The sequence below is a fragment of the Citrobacter sp. Cf087 genome, from assembly GCF_030334285.1.
Classification (GTDB): Bacteria; Pseudomonadota; Gammaproteobacteria; order Enterobacterales; family Enterobacteriaceae; genus Citrobacter; species Citrobacter freundii.
Genome location: NZ_JAOWED010000032.1, coordinates 385,255 through 404,770 on the forward strand (window position 1 = coordinate 385,255; position 19,516 = coordinate 404,770).

At 53.0% G+C, this 19,516-nt stretch carries 20 protein-coding genes and 1 other annotated feature; of the genes, 12 read left to right on the forward strand and 8 right to left on the reverse strand.

What is annotated here, in order from left to right; all coding sequences use genetic code 11:
- Window positions 1–19 precede the first annotated feature (19 nt).
- Window positions 20–448: a small heat shock chaperone IbpB gene (gene ibpB, locus OGV57_RS23410; RefSeq protein ID WP_003840609.1), complete on the reverse strand. Its 429-nt coding sequence runs from the start codon at window positions 446–448 to the stop codon at window positions 20–22.
- A 92-nt stretch (window positions 449–540) separates the two neighbouring features.
- Window positions 541–954: a small heat shock chaperone IbpA gene (gene ibpA / locus OGV57_RS23415; RefSeq protein WP_003023882.1), complete on the reverse strand. Its 414-nt coding sequence runs from the start codon at window positions 952–954 to the stop codon at window positions 541–543.
- Window positions 948–1,020 (reverse strand) — a sequence feature (ROSE (Repression Of Heat Shock gene Expression) occurs in the 5'-region of heat shock genes and acts as an RNA thermometer to modulate expression.). (Overlaps the previous gene by 7 nt.)
- Before the next feature lie 238 nt (window positions 1,021–1,258).
- Here ibpA and OGV57_RS23420 point away from each other — a divergent pair.
- Window positions 1,259–1,591 carry a YceK/YidQ family lipoprotein gene (locus OGV57_RS23420; RefSeq protein WP_003023879.1) on the forward strand — a complete coding sequence of 111 codons (333 nt, stop codon included), beginning with the start codon at window positions 1,259–1,261 and terminating at the stop codon, window positions 1,589–1,591.
- A 1-nt stretch (window position 1,592) separates the two neighbouring features.
- Here OGV57_RS23420 and OGV57_RS23425 read toward each other — a convergent pair whose 3' ends face one another.
- Window positions 1,593–2,819 carry a YidR family protein gene (locus OGV57_RS23425; protein WP_032937120.1) on the reverse strand — a complete coding sequence of 409 codons (1,227 nt, stop codon included), beginning with the start codon at window positions 2,817–2,819 and terminating at the stop codon, window positions 1,593–1,595.
- A 99-nt stretch (window positions 2,820–2,918) separates the two neighbouring features.
- On the opposite strand from OGV57_RS23425, the gene cbrA reads away from it, so the two are divergent.
- On the forward strand, window positions 2,919–4,037 hold the full coding sequence (gene cbrA / locus OGV57_RS23430) for a colicin M resistance lipid reductase CbrA (RefSeq protein ID WP_032937118.1): 1,119 nt from the start codon (window positions 2,919–2,921) through the stop codon (window positions 4,035–4,037).
- Window positions 4,038–4,041: 4 nt separating this feature from the next.
- On the opposite strand, the gene yidA is transcribed toward cbrA, so the two are convergent.
- The 5 genes from yidA to dnaA form a co-directional block, all read right to left on the reverse strand.
- Entirely contained in the window at window positions 4,042–4,854 is an 813-nt protein-coding gene (gene yidA, locus OGV57_RS23435) for a sugar-phosphatase (RefSeq protein ID WP_003840602.1), read from the reverse strand.
- 206 nt (window positions 4,855–5,060) lie between these two features.
- The gene (gene gyrB / locus OGV57_RS23440; protein WP_003844435.1) at window positions 5,061–7,475 is read right to left on the reverse strand and encodes a DNA topoisomerase (ATP-hydrolyzing) subunit B; all 2,415 of its coding nucleotides are present in this window, start codon (window positions 7,473–7,475) and stop codon (window positions 5,061–5,063) included.
- 28 nt (window positions 7,476–7,503) lie between these two features.
- On the reverse strand, window positions 7,504–8,577 hold the full coding sequence (gene recF / locus OGV57_RS23445; RefSeq protein ID WP_054528911.1) for a DNA replication/repair protein RecF: 1,074 nt from the start codon (window positions 8,575–8,577) through the stop codon (window positions 7,504–7,506).
- A gap of 138 nt (window positions 8,578–8,715) precedes the next feature.
- Entirely contained in the window at window positions 8,716–9,816 is a 1,101-nt protein-coding gene (gene dnaN / locus OGV57_RS23450; protein WP_003023863.1) for a DNA polymerase III subunit beta, read from the reverse strand.
- 4 nt (window positions 9,817–9,820) lie between these two features.
- On the reverse strand, window positions 9,821–11,224 hold the full coding sequence (gene dnaA / locus OGV57_RS23455; RefSeq protein ID WP_003023861.1) for a chromosomal replication initiator protein DnaA: 1,404 nt from the start codon (window positions 11,222–11,224) through the stop codon (window positions 9,821–9,823).
- A 297-nt stretch (window positions 11,225–11,521) separates the two neighbouring features.
- On the opposite strand from dnaA, the gene OGV57_RS23870 reads away from it, so the two are divergent.
- From OGV57_RS23870 to OGV57_RS23500, 10 genes are all read left to right on the forward strand, one after another.
- The gene (locus OGV57_RS23870) at window positions 11,522–11,602 is read left to right on the forward strand and encodes a hypothetical protein (RefSeq protein WP_418222139.1); all 81 of its coding nucleotides are present in this window, start codon (window positions 11,522–11,524) and stop codon (window positions 11,600–11,602) included.
- Window positions 11,603–11,830: 228 nt separating this feature from the next.
- Complete coding sequence (gene rpmH, locus OGV57_RS23460) at window positions 11,831–11,971, forward strand: 50S ribosomal protein L34 (RefSeq protein WP_003023858.1); 141 nt, start codon at window positions 11,831–11,833, stop codon at window positions 11,969–11,971.
- A 17-nt stretch (window positions 11,972–11,988) separates the two neighbouring features.
- Window positions 11,989–12,348: a ribonuclease P protein component gene (rnpA, locus tag OGV57_RS23465; protein WP_003844432.1), complete on the forward strand. Its 360-nt coding sequence runs from the start codon at window positions 11,989–11,991 to the stop codon at window positions 12,346–12,348.
- Window positions 12,312–12,569 carry a membrane protein insertion efficiency factor YidD gene (yidD, locus tag OGV57_RS23470; protein WP_003023846.1) on the forward strand — a complete coding sequence of 86 codons (258 nt, stop codon included), beginning with the start codon at window positions 12,312–12,314 and terminating at the stop codon, window positions 12,567–12,569. Before rnpA ends, yidD begins: the two co-directional genes overlap by 37 nt.
- A 2-nt stretch (window positions 12,570–12,571) precedes the next feature.
- Complete coding sequence (gene yidC, locus OGV57_RS23475) at window positions 12,572–14,218, forward strand: membrane protein insertase YidC (protein ID WP_003023844.1); 1,647 nt, start codon at window positions 12,572–12,574, stop codon at window positions 14,216–14,218.
- 105 nt (window positions 14,219–14,323) lie between these two features.
- Window positions 14,324–15,688, forward strand: a complete 1,365-nt coding sequence (gene mnmE / locus OGV57_RS23480; protein ID WP_003844431.1) for a tRNA uridine-5-carboxymethylaminomethyl(34) synthesis GTPase MnmE — start codon at window positions 14,324–14,326, stop codon at window positions 15,686–15,688.
- A gap of 182 nt (window positions 15,689–15,870) precedes the next feature.
- Window positions 15,871–17,052: an MFS transporter gene (locus tag OGV57_RS23485; protein WP_286531758.1), complete on the forward strand. Its 1,182-nt coding sequence runs from the start codon at window positions 15,871–15,873 to the stop codon at window positions 17,050–17,052.
- Entirely contained in the window at window positions 17,021–17,980 is a 960-nt protein-coding gene (gene yidZ / locus OGV57_RS23490) for an HTH-type transcriptional regulator YidZ (protein ID WP_003023837.1), read from the forward strand. Before OGV57_RS23485 ends, yidZ begins: the two co-directional genes overlap by 32 nt.
- A gap of 166 nt (window positions 17,981–18,146) precedes the next feature.
- Window positions 18,147–18,893, forward strand: a complete 747-nt coding sequence (locus OGV57_RS23495; RefSeq protein WP_054528912.1) for a 4'-phosphopantetheinyl transferase family protein — start codon at window positions 18,147–18,149, stop codon at window positions 18,891–18,893.
- Window positions 18,894–18,923: 30 nt separating this feature from the next.
- The gene (locus OGV57_RS23500; protein ID WP_003023832.1) at window positions 18,924–19,490 is read left to right on the forward strand and encodes an NADPH-dependent FMN reductase; all 567 of its coding nucleotides are present in this window, start codon (window positions 18,924–18,926) and stop codon (window positions 19,488–19,490) included.
- Window positions 19,491–19,516 lie beyond the last annotated feature (26 nt).

Below are 19,516 nucleotides of genomic sequence, written 5' to 3' on the forward strand. Positions count from 1 at the left end.
GGCAAAGGCATGGAGCTATTTAACTATTTAATGCGGGGCGTTCGCTGATAGCGATACGTTGTGGAGCAATGGCTTCAGGTTCATTCCGGGTCAAATCGATATGCAGCAAGCCGTTAGTGAAGCTTGCGCCGGAGACCTCCATATTTTCAGCCAGCGTAAAGCTCAGGCTGAACGGCTGAATGACCAGCCCCTGGTGCAACCATTTGGTCTCTTTTTCCGGCTGCTGCGGCGTACCTTTCACGGTCAGGCGCGTACCTTCCAGTTGAATATCCAAATCTTCCTGGCGGAAACCGGCTAACGCAAGGGTAATGCGGTAGTGGTTATCATCGCTCTTTTCGATGTTATAAGGCGGGAAGCTCTGGCTTTCACCAGTGTTTTGCAAAGCATTGGCCAGTTTGTCAAAACCGATCCATTGACGCAGCAGTGGGGATAAATCGTAGTTACGCATAATAATCTCCTTCTAAGAAGCGAGTAGGTACCTTTCGGCTCCCTGACGGCAAGCCGATGACTTAGCAAGGCCGCCTGAAGCGGCCTATAGAATTAGTTGATTTCGATGCGGCGCGGCTTATTCGCTTCAGGAATCACGCGCTCAAGATCGATATACAGCAGACCATTTACCAGGTTTGCGCCGCGAACATGAATGTTCTCCGCTAACTGGAACTTACGCTCGAAGTTGCGCTCGGCAATACCCTGATACAGGTAAGTACGTTCTTTTTGATCGTCCGCATGGGCGCCTTTCACCACCAGCAGATTATCCTGGGCAGTAATTTCCAGTTCGCTTTCAGCAAAACCTGCAACGGCAATTGCAATGCGGTAATGGTTTTCGTCTACCAGCTCAACGTTGTACGGAGGGTAGCCGCCATTGCTTTGGCCCTGATTATTTTCCAGCAGGTTAAACAGACGGTCAAAACCAATAGCAGAACGGTACAGCGGGGATAAATCAAAGTTACGCATAATTAATAGCTCCTGAAATCAGCGAGAATAATTGACCTTCCATCATGGACAGGTCAGGTAGCCAGGACACCCATCAGGCATGCCCTTCATTTGTCTACACTCTAAAAATGGGTCTTAATACAAACTTTTCAAGCGTATTCATCTGACTTTTTTTGCAGTTTGTTGTCTATTGCATACACTGGGGGGAGCAGTTGTTCTCGTTAAATCGCGATGGCCGCCACAGTGCGACGAAATGGTGATGTTATTTTCGCAACGGATCGCTTTAACTCACCATGCAAACACGATAAATACAGATGAATAAATGATGATTAAAAAAATGTTGGTAACACTGACGATGTGTAGTGGGATGGCGTTTGTAAGCGGCTGTTCCAGCATCATGTCGCATACCGGTGGCAAAGAAGGGACATATCCTGGCACGCGAGCCAGTGCCACAATGATTAGCGAAAGTGATACGAACTGGGGAACCAAGTCACTGGCGATTCTGGATATGCCTTTCACCGCGGTGCTCGATACGGTATTGCTACCGTGGGATCTCTTTCGCAAAGACAACTCGGTGAGATCCCGCGTAGAAAAGAGCGAGGAGAGAACCCAGGCCACGAACGCCGTTATTCCCCCGGCAGAAATGTCCGCTCCATAAGTTAACGCCCGGTTTCAGTCACCCACAGCTGGCGGAAACCCTCGACGTCTTCCATCCACGCAACCTGTCGACCATCAGGGGAGAAGACGATCGCATCGGCCGACGGCGGGTTACCATGCCGTTCCGTTAAAAAATCAATCTTGCCCGTTTGAACATCACAACAAGCAATTCTGTTCTCCAGTACAAATCCCAGCCATTTCCCCGATGGGTGCCAGTTTAAGGCTGACTGAATATTCGTAGTGCATTGGGTAAGCTGACGCGGTGCTCCCCCCTGTGGGGAAATCAGCCATAACTGCACAATACCGCTGTCATCACGCATTAAAAACGCAATCTCAGACGCCTTTGGATTACTGCGTACCCAATGGCGAGGTTGATTCACTAGCCCCGGGAAGACGCGCTCATGGGTAAACGTCAGGCGACGTTGACAAATACCGGATGGCGGCGCAGGCATGGTCATGTCAGTCCCCTCCAGAGGCGCGTCCCCCGGCTGTTTCCAGTCGTTTTCATCCAGTGGCAAATCGACAATAAACAATTCCGGTACTTTTTCGCCATTCACTGACAACGTATCGCCGATAAACGCCAGCCTGTTTTCTCCTACCCAGCCCTCTTCATAGGCACGGTTAATCTCATCGCTACCCGGTTTTGGCGTTGGTGTCGTCTGGCTCACCAGCACGCACCAATGGCTGCCACTGTATTCACGCGGATGCTGCGCGAAGACCTTCACCGGCCCATACGGTGCAGCCACGCCGACGTTGCGTAAATCCAGCGCCGCCGAGCGCTCATGCAAAACATGGTCGTTATAGGTGAAACTGACAAACTCACCGTTTGGGCTAAAGACATGCACATGACTCCCGCCACGCAGCGCGCCTGGCGTGTACGGCGCGGTAATATCCATCGCATCCAGATTCTCCACCCCAGCCTGCGTAACAATCACCCCACGACGATGATGGAAGTCGTAATGCCATGTTTCATCAGGATTTTCAGGCCCATGAATGAATACATATTTTTCCGACTTTGGATGAACGGTCACCACGCCAACGTGCGCTCCCTGAGTAGCCCGGTAAATCACCTCCAGTTCGCCAGTATGGATATTGACGCGCTCAATTGTTTCACCGGTAAAGGAGGCGCCAGAAGGACGCACATCAAAGACCAGCCACTGGCTGTCCGGTGTCCAGGTGTTAATATTGGTAAGCTGATGATTACGCGGCGTAAAGGTGATTTGCTTCATGGGATGCCCTGATACAAGACGATTAAAGCAATCATACTTCACAAGCACTTCACTTTCAGGCTTTAGCGTATCGCCATCTTCATTTTTGCGGACAGAAAGATGGAACATTTTGACGTGGCGATTATCGGATTAGGTCCGGCAGGCGCAGCGCTGGCGCGGCAGTTGAGCGGAAAAATGCGCGTGATTGCGTTGGATAAAAAACGCCAGTGCGGCAACGAAGGTTTCACTAAACCCTGCGGCGGTCTGCTGGCCCCGGACGCCCAGCGTTCGTTTATCCGCGATGGTATAACCTTACCCGTTGATGTCATCGCCAACCCGCAGATTTTTAGCGTTAAAACTATTGATGTTGCCGCTTCTTTGACGCGTAACTACCAGCGCAGCTACATTAATATCAACCGCCATGCTTTTGATTTATGGCTTAAATCTCTCATCCCTGATGATGTGCAGGTGTACCACGACAGCCTGTGTCGGAAAATCTGGCGCGAGGGCGATAAATGGCATGTTATCTTCCGCGCCGACGGTTGGGAGCAGCAGATCACCGCGCGTTATCTGGTGGGGGCAGACGGTGCGAATTCACTGGTGCGCCGTCATCTCTATCCCCAGCACCAAATCCGTAAATATGTCGCTATTCAACAATGGTTTGCGGAGAAACATCCTGTGCCGTTCTATTCCTGTATTTTTGATAACGATGCAACTGACTGTTATTCATGGAGTATCAGCAAAGATGGCTATTTTATCTTTGGTGGCGCCTACCCCATGAAGGACGGACAGGCACGCTTTGACGCGCTGAAGGAGAAGCTGAAAGCGTTCCATTTCCAGTTCGGCAAACCGGTGAAAAGTGAAAAATGTACGGTGCTGTTCCCCTCACGCTGGAAGGATTTCGTCTGCGGTGAAGACAATGCGTTTTTGATTGGCGAAGCGGCCGGTTTTATCAGCGCCAGCTCGCTGGAAGGGATTAGCTATGCGCTGGACAGCGCGGAGATCCTCAAATCAGTACTGCTGCGGGATACGCCAGATATGAATCACGCTTACCGTAAAGCCACCCACAGGTTACGTCTCAAACTGTATGGCAAAATCCTGAAAAGCCGAGCCCTGACGTCGGCATTTTCCCGTAAATGGATTATGCGCAGCGGCGTGGCGCATATTCCCCAGGGAGACCATTCAGCACCACAAATCATGGCTGAAACAGGGCAAATGAAACAAGGCACTTGCCCATAATTTCTTAATTCAGCGCAAATTTCTCAATGGCATACGCGACGCCATCTTCGAGGTTGGATTTGGTCACGAAGTTGGCTATTTCTTTGACTGATGGAATAGCGTTGTCCATGGCAACACCCACGCCTGCGTATTCAATCATCGCGATGTCGTTTTCCTGATCGCCTATCGCCATCACCTCTTCGGCTTTAATACCTAACGCATCGGCCAGCGATTTTACGCCAGTGCCTTTATTGACGCGTTTATCGAGGATTTCGAGGAAATACGGCGCACTTTTCAATACGGTGTACTTCTCTTTTACTTCTGCTGGGATGCGCGAGATGGCTTTATCGAGGATCTCCGGTTCATCAATCATCATCACTTTCAGGAACTGGGTTTCTGGATCCATTTTCTCGGCTTCACAGAACACCAGCGGGATGGTCGCGACAAACGATTCGTGCACCGTGTAGTAGCTGATATCACGGTTCGCGGTATACAACGTGTTGCGATCGAGGGCGTGGAAATGTGAGCCAACTTCCCGGGAAAGCTGCTCCAGATAGCGATAATCGTCATAGCTTAACGCAGTTTGCGCTACGGTACTGCCATCTCCAGCTTTCTGCACCAGCGCACCGTTGTAGGTAATGCAGTAGTCACCGGGCTGTTCCATATGTAGTTCTTTCAGATAGCTGTGAACGCCGGCATACGGGCGTCCCGTGGTCAGCACCACATTCACGCCACGCGCGCGCGCTGCGGCAATCGCCGTTTTGACCGCAGGTGAAATGGTGTGATCGGGCAGCAGAAGTGTGCCATCCATGTCGATAGCAATAAGTTTGATAGCCATGAGTTCCCCGGATTAAATGAGTCCGTCCTCATGCTAACGCGATTCCGCTCAAAAAACAGCTACGAAAAGGGGGATAGAAAGGGGAATCGAGATTCCCCTTTTGACAATCGATGGTAGGCCGGATAAGGCCTGAGCCGGCAAACGTAAACGAACTGCCTGATGACGCTTCGCTTATCAGGCCTACAGGAGCAGGCCTGAGATACATGTTAGATATCGATGTTCGCCGCTTTCAGGGCGTTCTCTTCGATAAACGCGCGACGCGGTTCAACGGCATCACCCATCAGCGTGGTGAACAGCTGGTCGGCAGCAATCGCATCCTTCACGGTAACGCGCAGCATACGACGGCTTTCCGGATCCATGGTGGTTTCCCACAGCTGTTCCGGGTTCATCTCGCCCAGACCTTTATAACGCTGGATAGCGAGGCCGCGACGTGACTCTTTCTGCAGCCATTCCAGCGCCTGCTCGAAGCTGGCAACCGGCTGGCGACGCTCGCCACGTTCGATAAACGCATCGTCTTCGATCAGTCCACGCAGCTTCTCGCCAAGCGTACAAATACGACGGTATTCGCCACCGGTCACAAATTCATGCTCCAGCGGATAATCGGTATCAACGCCGTGGGTACGCACGCGGATCACCGGCTCGAACAGATTCAGTTCAGCGTCTTTACGCACAAAGCTATTCCAGGTGCTGCCGTGAACTTCGTTTTCATTCAGCACGTTAACCAGCTGGGACACCCAGGCAGTGACTTTCGCTTCATCAGCCAGATCGGCTTCAGCCAGCGTCGGCTGATAAACCAGTTCTTTCAGCAGCGCTTTCGGGAAACGACGTTCCATACGGCCAATCATTTTCTGCGTCGCGTTGTATTCAGAAACCAGTTTTTCTAACGCTTCACCCGCCAGGGCTGGTGCGCTGGCGTTGGTGTGCAGCGTGGCGCCATCAAGGGCGATAGAGATCTGGTACTGATCCATCGCTTCATCGTCTTTGATGTACTGTTCCTGCTTGCCTTTCTTCACTTTGTACAGCGGCGGCTGTGCAATGTAAACGTGGCCGCGCTCAACGATTTCCGGCATCTGACGATAGAAGAAGGTCAACAGCAGCGTACGGATGTGCGAGCCGTCGACGTCCGCATCGGTCATGATGATGATGCTGTGATAACGCAGTTTGTCCGGGTTGTACTCGTCGCGACCGATGCCGCAGCCCAGCGCGGTGATCAGCGTCGCCACTTCCTGAGAAGAGAGCATCTTGTCGAAACGCGCCTTCTCAACGTTAAGAATTTTACCCTTCAGCGGCAGAATCGCCTGGTTCTTACGGTTACGTCCCTGCTTCGCAGAGCCACCCGCTGAGTCCCCTTCCACCAGGTACAGTTCAGAGTGAGCCGGGTCGCGTTCCTGACAGTCCGCCAGTTTGCCCGGCAGACCCGCTAAGTCCAGCGCGCCTTTACGACGGGTCATTTCACGCGCGCGACGTGCAGCTTCACGAGCACGCGCAGCATCAATGATTTTGCCGACGACGATTTTCGCGTCAGACGGGTTTTCCAGCAGGTATTCGCTCAGCAGTTCGTTCATCTGCTGTTCTACCGCCGATTTCACCTCAGAAGAGACCAGCTTGTCTTTGGTCTGTGAGGAGAACTTCGGATCCGGCACCTTCACGGAAACAACGGCAATCAGGCCTTCACGGGCATCGTCACCGGTGGCACTGACTTTGGCTTTTTTGCTGTAGCCTTCTTTGTCCATGTAGGCGTTCAGGGTACGGGTCATCGCCGCACGGAAGCCTGCAAGGTGAGTACCGCCGTCACGCTGCGGAATGTTGTTGGTGAAGCAGTAGATGTTTTCCTGGAAACCATCGTTCCACTGCAGCGCAACTTCAACGCCGATACCGTCTTTTTCGGTGGAGAAGTAGAAGATATTCGGGTGGATCGGCGTTTTGTTTTTGTTGAGGTATTCAACAAACGCCTTGATGCCACCTTCGTAGTGGAAATGGTCTTCTTTGCCGTCGCGCTTGTCGCGCAGACGAATAGAGACGCCGGAGTTCAGGAATGACAGCTCACGCAGACGCTTCGCCAGAATGTCGTATTCGAACTCAACGACGTTGGTAAAGGTTTCGTGGCTTGGCCAGAAACGGACCTGAGTCCCCGTCATTTCTGTTTCGCCAGTTACTGCCAGCGGCGCCTGCGGCACACCGTGCACGTAAGTTTGCTGATGCACTTTGCCTTCACGACGAATCACCAGTTCCAGCTTCTGTGACAGGGCGTTAACGACGGAAACACCCACACCGTGCAGACCGCCGGAAACTTTATAGGAGTTATCATCGAATTTACCGCCTGCGTGCAAAACGGTCATGATAACTTCTGCTGCCGAAACGCCCTCTTCCGGGTGAATACCGGTTGGGATACCACGGCCATCATCGGTAACGGACACGGAGTTGTCAGCGTGAATCGTTACCACGATATCTTTACAGTGACCCGCGAGCGCTTCGTCGATAGCGTTATCTACCACCTCGAATACCATGTGGTGCAGACCGGTGCCGTCATCCGTGTCGCCGATATACATACCCGGGCGCTTACGCACCGCATCCAGTCCTTTCAGGACTTTGATACTGGAGGAGTCATAAGAATTCGACATCAACGTTTCTCGCTCATTTTATCTTGGGTTAATCCGTTATTTTACCCTTTTCCACGGTAAACATCTTCGAATTTTCATCGGACATGTCTATAACGTGTTCAGCGCTGATTGCGCTGACAAAGACCTGAGATTGCGTGGCTTTTAAGCGGCTGGCCAGCAGTCCGCGACGCGCGTCATCCAGTTCAGAGGCAAAATCATCTATCAGGTACAGGCAGCGCCGCCCGCTTTCACGGGTAAGGAACTCCCCTTGCGCCAGACGTAAGGCGCACATCAGCAGCTTTAGCTGCCCACGCGACAACGTATCTTCCACCGGCACACCGTCGGCGCGAATGCGGAAATCCGCCTTATGCGGACCGTGCGCGGTGTAGGTCAACATGCGATCGCGTTCAAAACTACGTTCCAGCACTTCGGCGTAATCTGTCTCTTTCTCCCAGCCGCGCTGGAAAGAGAAGGAGAGAGAAAACTCGGGAAGAAACTGCTGGCAGGTATCCGCCATATCCTGCGCGATACCAGCGCTGTACTCCGCGCGCCAGGCGCTGATTTGTTCCGCCAGTGGGATCAGTTCTTTATCCCACGGGCGCAGTTGCTCATAACGACTCACCTGACGCAGCGCTGCATTGCGCTGCTTGAGCAGTCGCTTCAGGTTGCTCCAGGCGGTGAAAAATCCGGCTTCATTGTGAAAGCATCCCCAGTCAAGGAATGCTCTTCTGTATTTGGGGCCGCCATTGAGTAAAGTAAACCCCTCAGGCGTGATCAACTGCATCGGCATCAGGTGCGCCAGTTCCGCGACCTTGTGCCCGTCAGTGCCGTCAATGCGCACTTTGCTGTCACCCAGTTTGTCTTTCGTCAGGCCAATCGACGTCTCACGTTCTTCACCCTGCAAACGCCCGTGTAAAACAAACGACTCCTGCTCGTGGCGAATCACGCGGCCAATCTGCAAACTGCGAAACGCCCGACCATGGCCGAGCGTATAGATGGCTTCCAGCACGCTGGTTTTGCCGCTGCCGTTAGCGCCAACCAGAAAGTTAAAGCCGGGAGATAAAGCGAGATCCGCATTTTCAATATTGCGGAAATCTTTAATCAGGAGTCGGGATAGCGACATATCAACTCATAACCAGGGCGTTATCGTCGCAGTTAGTCTGGTTACGGCCAGCGCACAGCAACCGGAGCGTACTGAAGTACGTGAGGATTGCGAGCACTGCCCGGAGCCAGAATAACAAGTAAGATAGCCCGATATTCTTTACAAGCGCATAGGCATGACGACATAGGCTGCAGATTGTGACGCTGCATCTTCAATCTGTACGCTCGATACGGAATCGGTCAGCAGAATACGTACGTTCTCGCACTTCAGCGCGTTAAGAACGTCAAGCACATAGCTAACGTTAAAGCCGATTTCCAGTTCAGTACCAGGATAGGAAACATCCAGAATTTCTTCTGCTTCTTCCTGCTCCGGGTTGTTGGCAGTGATTTTGAGCTGGTTTTCGCTGACATACAGACGCACGCCACGGAATTTCTCGTTGGAGAGAATCGCCGCACGCGCAAACGCCTGTTTGAGGATATCGCAACCGGCTTCCAGATGTTTGTCCGGATTCTTCGGCAATACGCGGCGATAATCCGGGAAACGACCGTCAACCAGCTTGGAAGTAAAGATGAAGTCACCAACGTGCGCACGAATATTGTTGCTGCCAATCTGCACGCGCAGCGGGTTATCGCCGCCGTCGAGCATACGCATCAGTTCAATCACACCTTTACGCGGTACGATCACCGAATGGCTAGGCAACGGCTGGCCGACAGGCATTGAACAGACAGCCAGGCGGTGACCGTCGGTCGCCACGGTACGCAACTCTTCCCCTTCGGTTTCAAACAGCATGCCGTTTAAGTAGTAACGCACGTCCTGATGCGCCATCGAAAACTGCGTGGCTTCAATCAGGCGCTTCATTGTCGCCTGTGGCAGGGTGAATTCGACTTCGCTCTGCCAGTCGTCCAGATTCGGGAAGTCGGCGGCAGGCAGCGTAGACAGCGAGAAACGGCTGCGGCCAGAACGCACCAGCATACGGTCGCCTTCCAGTTGAACGGCAATTTCCGCCCCTTCTGGTAATCCACGGCAAATATCGAAGAATTTACGCGCCGGAACGGTGGTCGCACCAGGTTCATGAGGCTGGATCAGCGCCACGCGCGCCACCATCTCCATTTCGAGATCGGTACCGGTAAGCGAAAGGGTGCCGTCAGCAACCTGCAGCAGCAGGTTTCCGAGGATCGGCAGTGTAGGACGTCCACCCAGCGGGCCGCTGACCTGCTGAAGCGGTTTTAATAAATGTTCACGTTCAACGGTAAATTTCATAGCGTCACGAAGATAATGTTCTGATTAAATTGGAGAAATCTTCTTTAATATCATGGCTTTCTTCACGCAACTGCTCAATCTTGCGGCAGGCATGAAGCACGGTAGTATGGTCACGCCCACCAAACGCGTCGCCAATTTCCGGCAGACTGTGGTTAGTGAGCTCTTTTGCCAGCGCCATCGCCATCTGGCGCGGACGAGCTACCGAGCGAGATCGACGCTTAGAAAGCAGATCCGCAATTTTGATTTTGTAATACTCCGCCACCGTCTTCTGGATATTGTCGATGGTGACCAGCTTTTCCTGCAAAGCCAGCAGATCGCGCAGCGCTTCACGCACGAAATCGATAGTAATCGCCCGGCCGGTAAAATTGGCGTTGGCGATCACGCGGTTCAGTGCGCCTTCCAGCTCACGTACGTTAGAGCGTAGACGCTTGGCAATAAAGAACGCTACTTCACCCGGCAGACGAATGTCGTTTTCGTCGGCTTTTTTCATCAGGATCGCAACACGCGTTTCCAGTTCAGGCGGTTCGATCGCGACAGTCAGTCCCCAGCCAAAACGGGATTTCAGACGATCTTCAACGCCGTTGATCTCCTTCGGATAGCGATCCGAGGTCAGGATGATCTGCTGATTGCCTTCCAGCAGGGCATTAAAGGTGTGGAAAAACTCTTCCTGCGATCGCTCTTTATTCGCGAAGAATTGGATATCGTCAATCAGCAGCGCGTCAACGGAACGGTAGTAACGTTTAAACTCTTCGATCGCATTGTTTTGCAGGGCTTTGACCATGTCCTGCACAAAACGCTCGGAGTGCATATACACCACTTTGGCGTTTGGCTTACGCGCCATAATGCCGTTACCTACAGCGTGCAGCAGGTGGGTTTTACCCAGACCCGTACCGCCATAAAGGAATAACGGATTGTAGGCGCCGCCAGGATTGTCCGCCACCTGACGTGCCGCCGCGCGCGCCAGTTGGTTAGATTTACCTTCAACGAAGTTATCAAACGTGTGTTTGACGTTGACGTTAGAACGATAGGTAGGTTCTGCCGGAGCCGGGACGTTATCCCAGCCTGGACGCGCCGCCGGAGCAGCACGTTGTGGTTGCACTTGCTGAGTCACGTGGGCGGGCGCAACAACGTTGTTGACCGGCGTTTTCAGCGTTTGCGTGACGGGTTTAGTACCGACTTCAAAGCGCAGCTGTGGGGCATCCGCTCCACAGAAATTATTGAGTAATCCATTAATATTATTAAGGTATTTATCCCTTACCCAATCGAGCACGAAACGGTTTGGCGCGTACAAAGCCAGCGTGTTATCGCTCAGTTCCGCCTGCAATGGGCGTATCCACATACTGAACTCTGTGGCTGGTAACTCATCCTGCAATCGGGCAAGACACTGCTGCCAAAGCGAAAGTGACACGGCGGACTCCACTCGAACAAAAGTCGATAAATGACAAAGGCTGAAACATTCATGATTGTTGACGCACACCGACAAGACCCTATGCAAAGGGTGACGTGCGAATTGCTATCTGCAATTTTTACCCGATCAGGATCCATTGAAACGATCAGGACCGCGGATCATAGCGTAAACTGAGAAAGAGATCTTCTGTTTCTCACAGATTCTTCCCGATTTATCCACAGGATGATCCAGAATCGGCTAAGTGTAAACGATCCTGGAGAAGTGCTGCAGGTTTTAGCGCGCATATTGAAAAAATTAATGAGTAAAGATGCTTTACTGCTTAAACGATCTAATAAAGATCCCGAGCGATCCTTGCGCTTTATCCACCAGCCCGTATAATTCTTACCCCCAGCGAGTAACGGTCGCCTTACGGCGTCAACGCTGCCTGTTTTTTACGCGAAACCATGCGGAAAAAAGCGGGAAATAAGGAAAGAGAATTGACTCCGGAGTGTACAATTATTACAATCCGGCCTCTTTAATCACCCACACTGTGGCGTAGGTCGTTCGAAATTCGTTCGGGTATACGCAAAAGTCAGTGAATTTATTCAAGTTTAGGTAGAAATCGCCATGAAACGCACTTTTCAACCGTCTGTACTGAAGCGCAACCGTTCTCACGGCTTCCGTGCTCGTATGGCTAATAAAAATGGTCGTCAGGTTCTGGCACGTCGTCGTGCTAAAGGCCGTTCTCGTCTGACCGTTTCTAAGTAATAAAAGCTAGCCCCTGAGTGGTTAAGCTCGCATTTCCCAGGGAGTTACGTTTGTTAACTCCCACTCATTTCACATTCGTCTTCCAGCAGCCACAACGGGCTGGCACGCCGCAAATCACCATTCTCGGCCGCCTGAATTCGCTGGGGCATCCCCGTATCGGTCTTACAGTCGCCAAGAAAAATGTTAAACGTGCGCATGAACGCAATCGGATTAAACGTCTGACGCGTGAAAGCTTCCGTTTACGTCAGCACGAGCTTCCAGCAATGGATTTCGTGGTGGTGGCGAAAAAAGGGGTTGCTGACCTCGATAACCGTGCTCTCTCGGAAGCGTTGGAAAAATTATGGCGTCGCCATTGTCGCCTGGCTCGCGGGTCCTGATAGCCCTCATTCGGGTCTATCAACGCCTGATCAGTCCGCTGCTTGGGCCGCATTGCCGTTTCACTCCAACCTGTTCGAGCTACGGAATTGAGGCATTGCGCAGGTTTGGAGTGATAAAAGGCAGTTGGTTGACGGTGAAACGCGTATTAAAATGCCACCCTTTACACCCTGGTGGTGACGATCCCGTCCCGCCCGGACCATTTGATACCAGAGAACACTAACGATGGATTCGCAACGCAATCTTTTAGTCATCGCTTTGCTGTTCGTGTCTTTCATGATCTGGCAAGCCTGGGAGCAGGATAAAAACCCGCAACCTCAGGCCCAACAGACCACGCAGACAACGACCACCGCAGCGGGTAGCGCCGCAGACCAGGGCGTACCGGCCAGTGGCCAGGGGAAACTGATTACGGTTAAAACTGACGTGCTTGATCTGACCATCAACACCCGTGGTGGTGATGTGGAACAGGCTTCACTGCCAGCTTACCCGAAAGAACTCGGTTCTACCGAACCGTTCCAGTTACTGGAAACCACGCCACAGTTCATCTATCAGGCACAGAGTGGCCTGACAGGTCGTGACGGCCCGGATAACCCGGCTAACGGCCCGCGTCCGCTGTACAACGTCGAGAAAGACGCGTTTGTACTGGCTGACGGTCAGAACGAACTGCAGATCCCGATGACCTATACTGACGCAGCGGGTAACACATTCACTAAAACGTTTGTACTCAAGCGTGGTGAATATGCTGTCAACGTTAACTACAGCGTGCAGAACGCCGGCGAAAAACCGCTGGAAGTCTCCACCTTTGGTCAGCTGAAGCAATCCATCAATCTGCCATCTCATCGCGACACAGGTAGCAGCAACTTTGCGCTGCACACCTTCCGCGGCGCGGCGTACTCCACGCCGGATGAGAAGTATGAGAAATACAAATTCGACACCATTGCTGAAAACGAAAACCTGAACGTCAATGCTAAAGACGGCTGGGTCGCAATGCTGCAACAGTATTTCGCAACGGCATGGGTTCCGCGTAACGACGGCACCAACAACTTCTATACCGCTAACCTGGGTAACGGCATTGCCGCTATCGGCTATAAGTCACAGCCGGTACTGGTACAGCCTGGCCAGACTGGCGCGATGACCAGTACCCTGTGGGTCGGCCCGGAAATTCAGGATAAAATGGCGGCCGTTGCACCGCACCTGGATCTGACCGTGGATTACGGCTGGTTGTGGTTCATTTCTCAGCCGCTGTTTAAACTGCTGAAGTGGATCCATAGCTTCCTGGGTAACTGGGGCTTCTCCATCATCGTTATCACCTTTATCGTTCGTGGCATCATGTACCCGCTGACCAAAGCGCAGTACACCTCCATGGCGAAGATGCGTATGCTGCAGCCGAAGATTCAGGCAATGCGTGAGCGTCTGGGCGATGACAAACAGCGTCAGAGTCAGGAAATGATGGCCCTGTACAAAGCTGAGAAGGTTAACCCGCTGGGCGGCTGCTTCCCGCTGATCATCCAGATGCCAATCTTCCTGGCGTTGTACTACATGCTGATGGGCTCCATTGAACTGCGTCATGCGCCGTTCGCTCTGTGGATCCATGACCTGTCTGCACAGGACCCGTACTACATTCTGCCGATTCTGATGGGCGTGACGATGTTCTTCATTCAGAAGATGTCTCCGACCACTGTAACCGACCCGATGCAGCAGAAGATCATGACCTTTATGCCGGTCATCTTCACCGTGTTCTTCCTGTGGTTCCCGTCAGGTCTGGTGCTGTACTATATCGTCAGCAACCTGGTAACCATTATTCAGCAGCAGCTGATTTACCGTGGTCTGGAGAAGCGTGGCCTGCATAGCCGCGAGAAGAAAAACTCCTGATTCGGTGTAGGCCGGATTAGGCGAAGCCGCCATCCGGCAAACGGAACATAAAGTGAAGGGCGGTCATTAGACCGCCTTTTTTATTGCATTAAGAAGAGACAAACCATGAGCCATAACGACACCATCGTCGCTCAGGCCACCCCACCGGGACGTGGTGGCGTGGGTATCCTGCGTATCTCCGGCCTGAAGGCACGTGAGGTCGCAGAAACCGTACTGGGGAAACTACCCAAACCGCGTTATGCCGATTATCTCCCGTTTAAAGACGCGGATGGCAGCACGCTGGATCAGGGGATTGCCCTGTGGTTCCCCGGCCCGAACTCCTTTACCGGCGAAGACGTTTTAGAGCTTCAGGGCCACGGAGGTCCGGTGATTCTTGACCTGCTGCTCAAACGTATTCTGACCATTCCCGGGCTGCGCATTGCCAGACCGGGTGAATTCTCCGAACGCGCGTTTCTCAATGATAAGCTCGATTTAGCCCAGGCCGAGGCGATTGCCGACCTGATCGATGCCAGCTCGGAGCAAGCCGCACGTTCGGCGCTGAACTCGTTGCAGGGCGCATTTTCCGCACGGGTAAATCATCTTGTGGAAGCACTCACTCACCTGCGCATCTATGTCGAAGCGGCGATCGACTTCCCGGATGAAGAAATCGACTTCCTGTCTGACGGCAAGATTGAAGCGCAGCTCAATAGCGTTATCAGCGATCTTGATGCCGTACGTGCCGAAGCGCGTCAGGGTAGCCTGCTGCGCGAAGGGATGAAGGTAGTCATTGCCGGTCGCCCTAACGCCGGGAAATCGAGCCTGCTGAACGCGCTGGCAGGCCGTGAGGCGGCTATTGTGACCGACATTGCGGGGACAACTCGCGACGTACTGCGTGAGCATATTCATATCGACGGTATGCCGCTGCACATCATCGACACCGCCGGTTTGCGCGATGCCAGCGACGAAGTTGAACGCATTGGTATCGAACGTGCCTGGCAGGAAATCGAACAAGCCGACCGTGTGCTGTTTATGGTGGATGGCACCACCACCGACGCCGTGGACCCGGCTGACATCTGGCCAGACTTTATTGCCCGTCTGCCAGCCAAACTGCCGATTACCGTGGTGCGTAACAAAGCGGATATTACCGGTGAGACGCTGGGCCTTAGCGAAGTAAATGGCCACTCACTGGTTCGTCTCTCCGCACGTACCGGTGAAGGTGTTGACGTACTGCGTAACCATCTCAAACAGAGCATGGGCTTTGAAACCAATATGGAAGGTGGCTTCCTGGCGCGTCGTCGTCACCTGCAGGCACTGGCAGAAGCGGCGGAGCATCTTGAACAGGGTAAAGCCCAACTTCTCGGCGCATGGGCCGGAGAATTGCTGGCAGAGGAGCTACGTCTGGCGCAGCAGAACCTCAGTGAGATCACCGGGGAATTTACCTCCGACGATCTGCTGGGACGAATTTTCTCCAGCTTCTGTATTGGTAAGTAACGTTGTATTGCCCGGTGGCGCGATGCTTGCCGGGCCTACAGGCCCTGTAGGCCGGATAAGGCGTTTACACCGCCATCCGGCAACAACAATTTCCCATGCGGAAATCACTGTTGTCCAAATGGCAACTCGTGCAGTTGACTCTCTGACCGTATGCTTAGCGCCACATTTCTCATGAGGTCGCTATGACACGCTTTCTAATCTGCAGTTTCGCCCTGGTTCTTCTTTATCCTGCCGGTATTGATATGTATCTGGTGGGGCTGCCCCGTATTGCGGCCGATCTACAGGCCAGCGAGGCGCAACTGCATATCGCGTTTTCGGTTTATCTGGCGGGAATGGCGACGGCGATGCTTTTCGCCGGAAAAGTTGCCGACCAGTCAGGACGTAAACCAGTCGCCATTGTCGGTGCACTCATCTTTATTTTCGCCTTTGCGCTGTGTTCATTTGCCGAGAGCGGTACGCCGTTCCTGGTAGGCCGCTTTATTCAGGGTGTGGGCGCCGGCTGCTGTTATGTGGTGGCTTTCGCTATTCTGCGCGATACGCTCGACGATCGTCGCCGGGCGAAGGTACTGTCGTTGTTGAACGGTATTACCTGTATCGTGCCGGTGCTGGCTCCGGTGATGGGGCATCTGATCATGCTCAAATACCCGTGGCAGAGCCTGTTCTACACGATGATGGGAATGGGTGTGGCTGTTTGCCTGCTGTCGGTGTTTGTCCTGCGAGAATCGCGCCCAGCAACGCTTATGGCGACGATGGAAAAGAACCACACAACCGAATCACTGGTAAACCGCTTTTTCTTAAGCCGTCTGGCCATTACCACCCTCAGCGTGTCGGTGATCCTGACCTTTGTGAATACGTCTCCGGTGCTGCTGATGGAAGTGATGGGCTTCGACCGCGGCGAGTACGCCACTACCATGGCCATGACCGCTGGCATCAGTATGGCGGTCTCTTTCTCTACGCCATTTGCTCTGAGCGTGTTTAAACCTCGCGTTATGATGCTGACCTCGCAGGTGCTCTTTCTGTGTGCTGGCGTGGTGTTAACCCTTGCTACTTCACACGCGGTAACGTTGTTCGGGCTAACCTTAATCTGCGCCGGATTCTCGGTCGGTTTCGGTGTTGCGATGAGCCAGGCGCTGGGACCGTTCTCGCTGCGCGCGGGCGTCGCCAGCTCGGCATTAGGTATTGCACAGGTTTGCGGTTCCTCGCTGTGGATTTGGCTGGCGGCTGTTCTTGGCCTTGATGCGCTGAATATGCTGATCGGGATTCTGATTGGCTGTAGCATAGTGAGTATCATGCTGATTATCACTGTTGCACCTAACCGGTCCGCGCCAACTCATGAAGAAATCCCTCAGCAGTCTCGATCTTAATTTATTGCTCTGCCTGCAGTTGTTGATGCAGGAACGCAGCGTCACTAAAACCGCTAAACGGATGAACGTCACTCCGTCGGCGGTCAGTAAGTCGCTGTCGAAGCTGCGGGCCTGGTTTGACGATCCCTTGTTTGTGAACACCCCGCTGGGGCTATCGCCGACGCCGCTGATGGTCAGCATGGAGCAGAGCCTGGCTGAATGGATGCAGATGGGCAATCAGCTGCTCGATAAGCCGCACCATGAATCGCCGCGCGGGCTGAAGTTTGATCTGGTGGCCGAAACGCCGCTGGTGATGATCATGTTCAACGCACTCTCCCGGCAGATTTACCAGCGCTATCCTCAGGCGACGATCAAAATACGCAACTGGGACTATGATTCGCTGGATGCCATTATTCGCGGTGAAGTGGATATTGGCTTTACCGGACGCGAAAGTCATCCGCGTTCGCGAGAACTGCTGAGTTTGTTGCCATTGTCGATCGACCATGAAGTGCTGTTTTCCGATCTGCCCTGCGTCTGGCTACGTGAAGATCATCCCGCACTGCAGGAAGAGTGGAATCTGGACACCTTTCTGCGTTATCCGCACATCAGCATTAGCTGGGAGCAAAGCGATACCTGGGCGCTGGATGAAGTCCTGCAAGAAATGGGGCGCGCACGCAATATCGCGTTATGTCTGCCTGGTTTTGAACAATCGCTGTTTATGGCTGCGCAGCCGGATCACGCGCTGATTGCCACCGCACCGGTTTATTGCCAGCGTTATAACCAACTCCACCAGCTTCCACTCGTTGCGCGGCCGATGCCATTTGATACGGCGCAACTGGAAAAAATGCGCGTACCGTTTACTCTTCTTTGGCATAAACGCAACAGCCACAATCCTAAGATCGTCTGGCTAAAAGACACGATCAAGGCGCTTTATCGCGATATATCCTGACGATCCGTCATTTTGGTGTTTCAAAATCGACCATTCTGGCAACAGAAATGTAAATATCGCGTAATGTATCCCATTTCCGCTTACTTTTTGGGCAGCAAAGCCTGCCCGGAAGCCGTGTAAATGTTACTCTGGTGATAATCACGGACCATTAATCACGGAGCGAAAAATGGCGACACATTTTGCCAGAGGGATTCTTACGGAGGGACACCTGGTTTCAGTTCGTCTCCCTACTCCATGTCACATTGAAGCAAGAGATCTACCCGCCCACCGCCGAACACGCTTCCTGGCCTCCCGAAGTCTTCTCGCCGAACTGATGTTCATGCTTTACGGCACCAGCACGTTGCCTGAGATTGTTACTGAGGCGAAAGGTAAGCCCGTTTTTCGCGATAAGAATCTGCCGGGATTTTCGATCTCTTATGCCGGGAATATCGTCGGCGTTGTGCTAACGACTGAAGGAACGTGCGGCCTGGATATGGAACTTCAGCGGGCAACCCGCGGGTTTAACAATCCAAATTCAGCGGAAACGTGGCGCTTCTCCAGTAACGAAAACCTGTGGATCAATAATCAAAACGACCCCAATGAAGCACGCGCGCAGCTCATTACATTGCGCCAGAGCGTACTCAAACTCACTGGCGATGTATGCAATGACGATCCGCGCGAACTCCAGCTTTTACCCGGCGCAGGACGCCTGAAATGTGCCCATGTTGCGCAGATTGAAGCCATTTGCGATGCGGAAGATGTGCTGGTGTGGTCGGTTGCGGTTTCGCCAGCCATTGAAAAACTCAAGGTTTGGGAGTTTGATGGTAAACAGGACTGGAAAAGTTTGCCTGATATCCAGACTCGCGCCAATGAGCCAACGGGTCGTCTGATCCGGTTCTCTCAATTATGCGCAGCGAAAAGCCATACGCTTTGATTTAACCTTTATGATGAAACAGGAGTCACCATGTCTGAAACATTGAATGTTGTTACGTTACTGGGAAGTCTGCGCAAAGGTTCGTTTAATGGAATGGTTGCCCGTACACTGCCCAAGATTGCTCCCGCAGGAATGGAAGTGAGCGCGTTACCGTCGATTGGTGATATCCCACTGTACGATGCCGATCTCCAGCAGGAAGAAGGTTTTCCGGCCAGCGTAGAAGCACTGGCTGAGCAAATCAGAAAGGCTGACGGTGTCGTCATCGTCACACCTGAATATAACTATTCTGTTCCGGGCGGACTGAAGAACGCCATCGACTGGCTGTCTCGCCTGCCCGATCAGCCATTATCCGGCAAACCGGTGCTGATCCAGACCAGCTCCATGGGTGCCATTGGCGGCGCGCGCTGCCAGTACCATCTGCGTCAAATCCTGGTGTTCCTCGACGCCATGGTAATGAACAAGCCGGAATTTATGGGCGGGGTCATTCAAAACAAGGTGGATCCGCAGACGGGTGAAGTGATTGACCAAAGCACGCTGGACCATCTGACCGGCCAGTTGACCGCATTTGGCGACTACATCCAACGCGTGAAAGCCTAAAAGAAAAAGCCCGCCAGCAACGATGC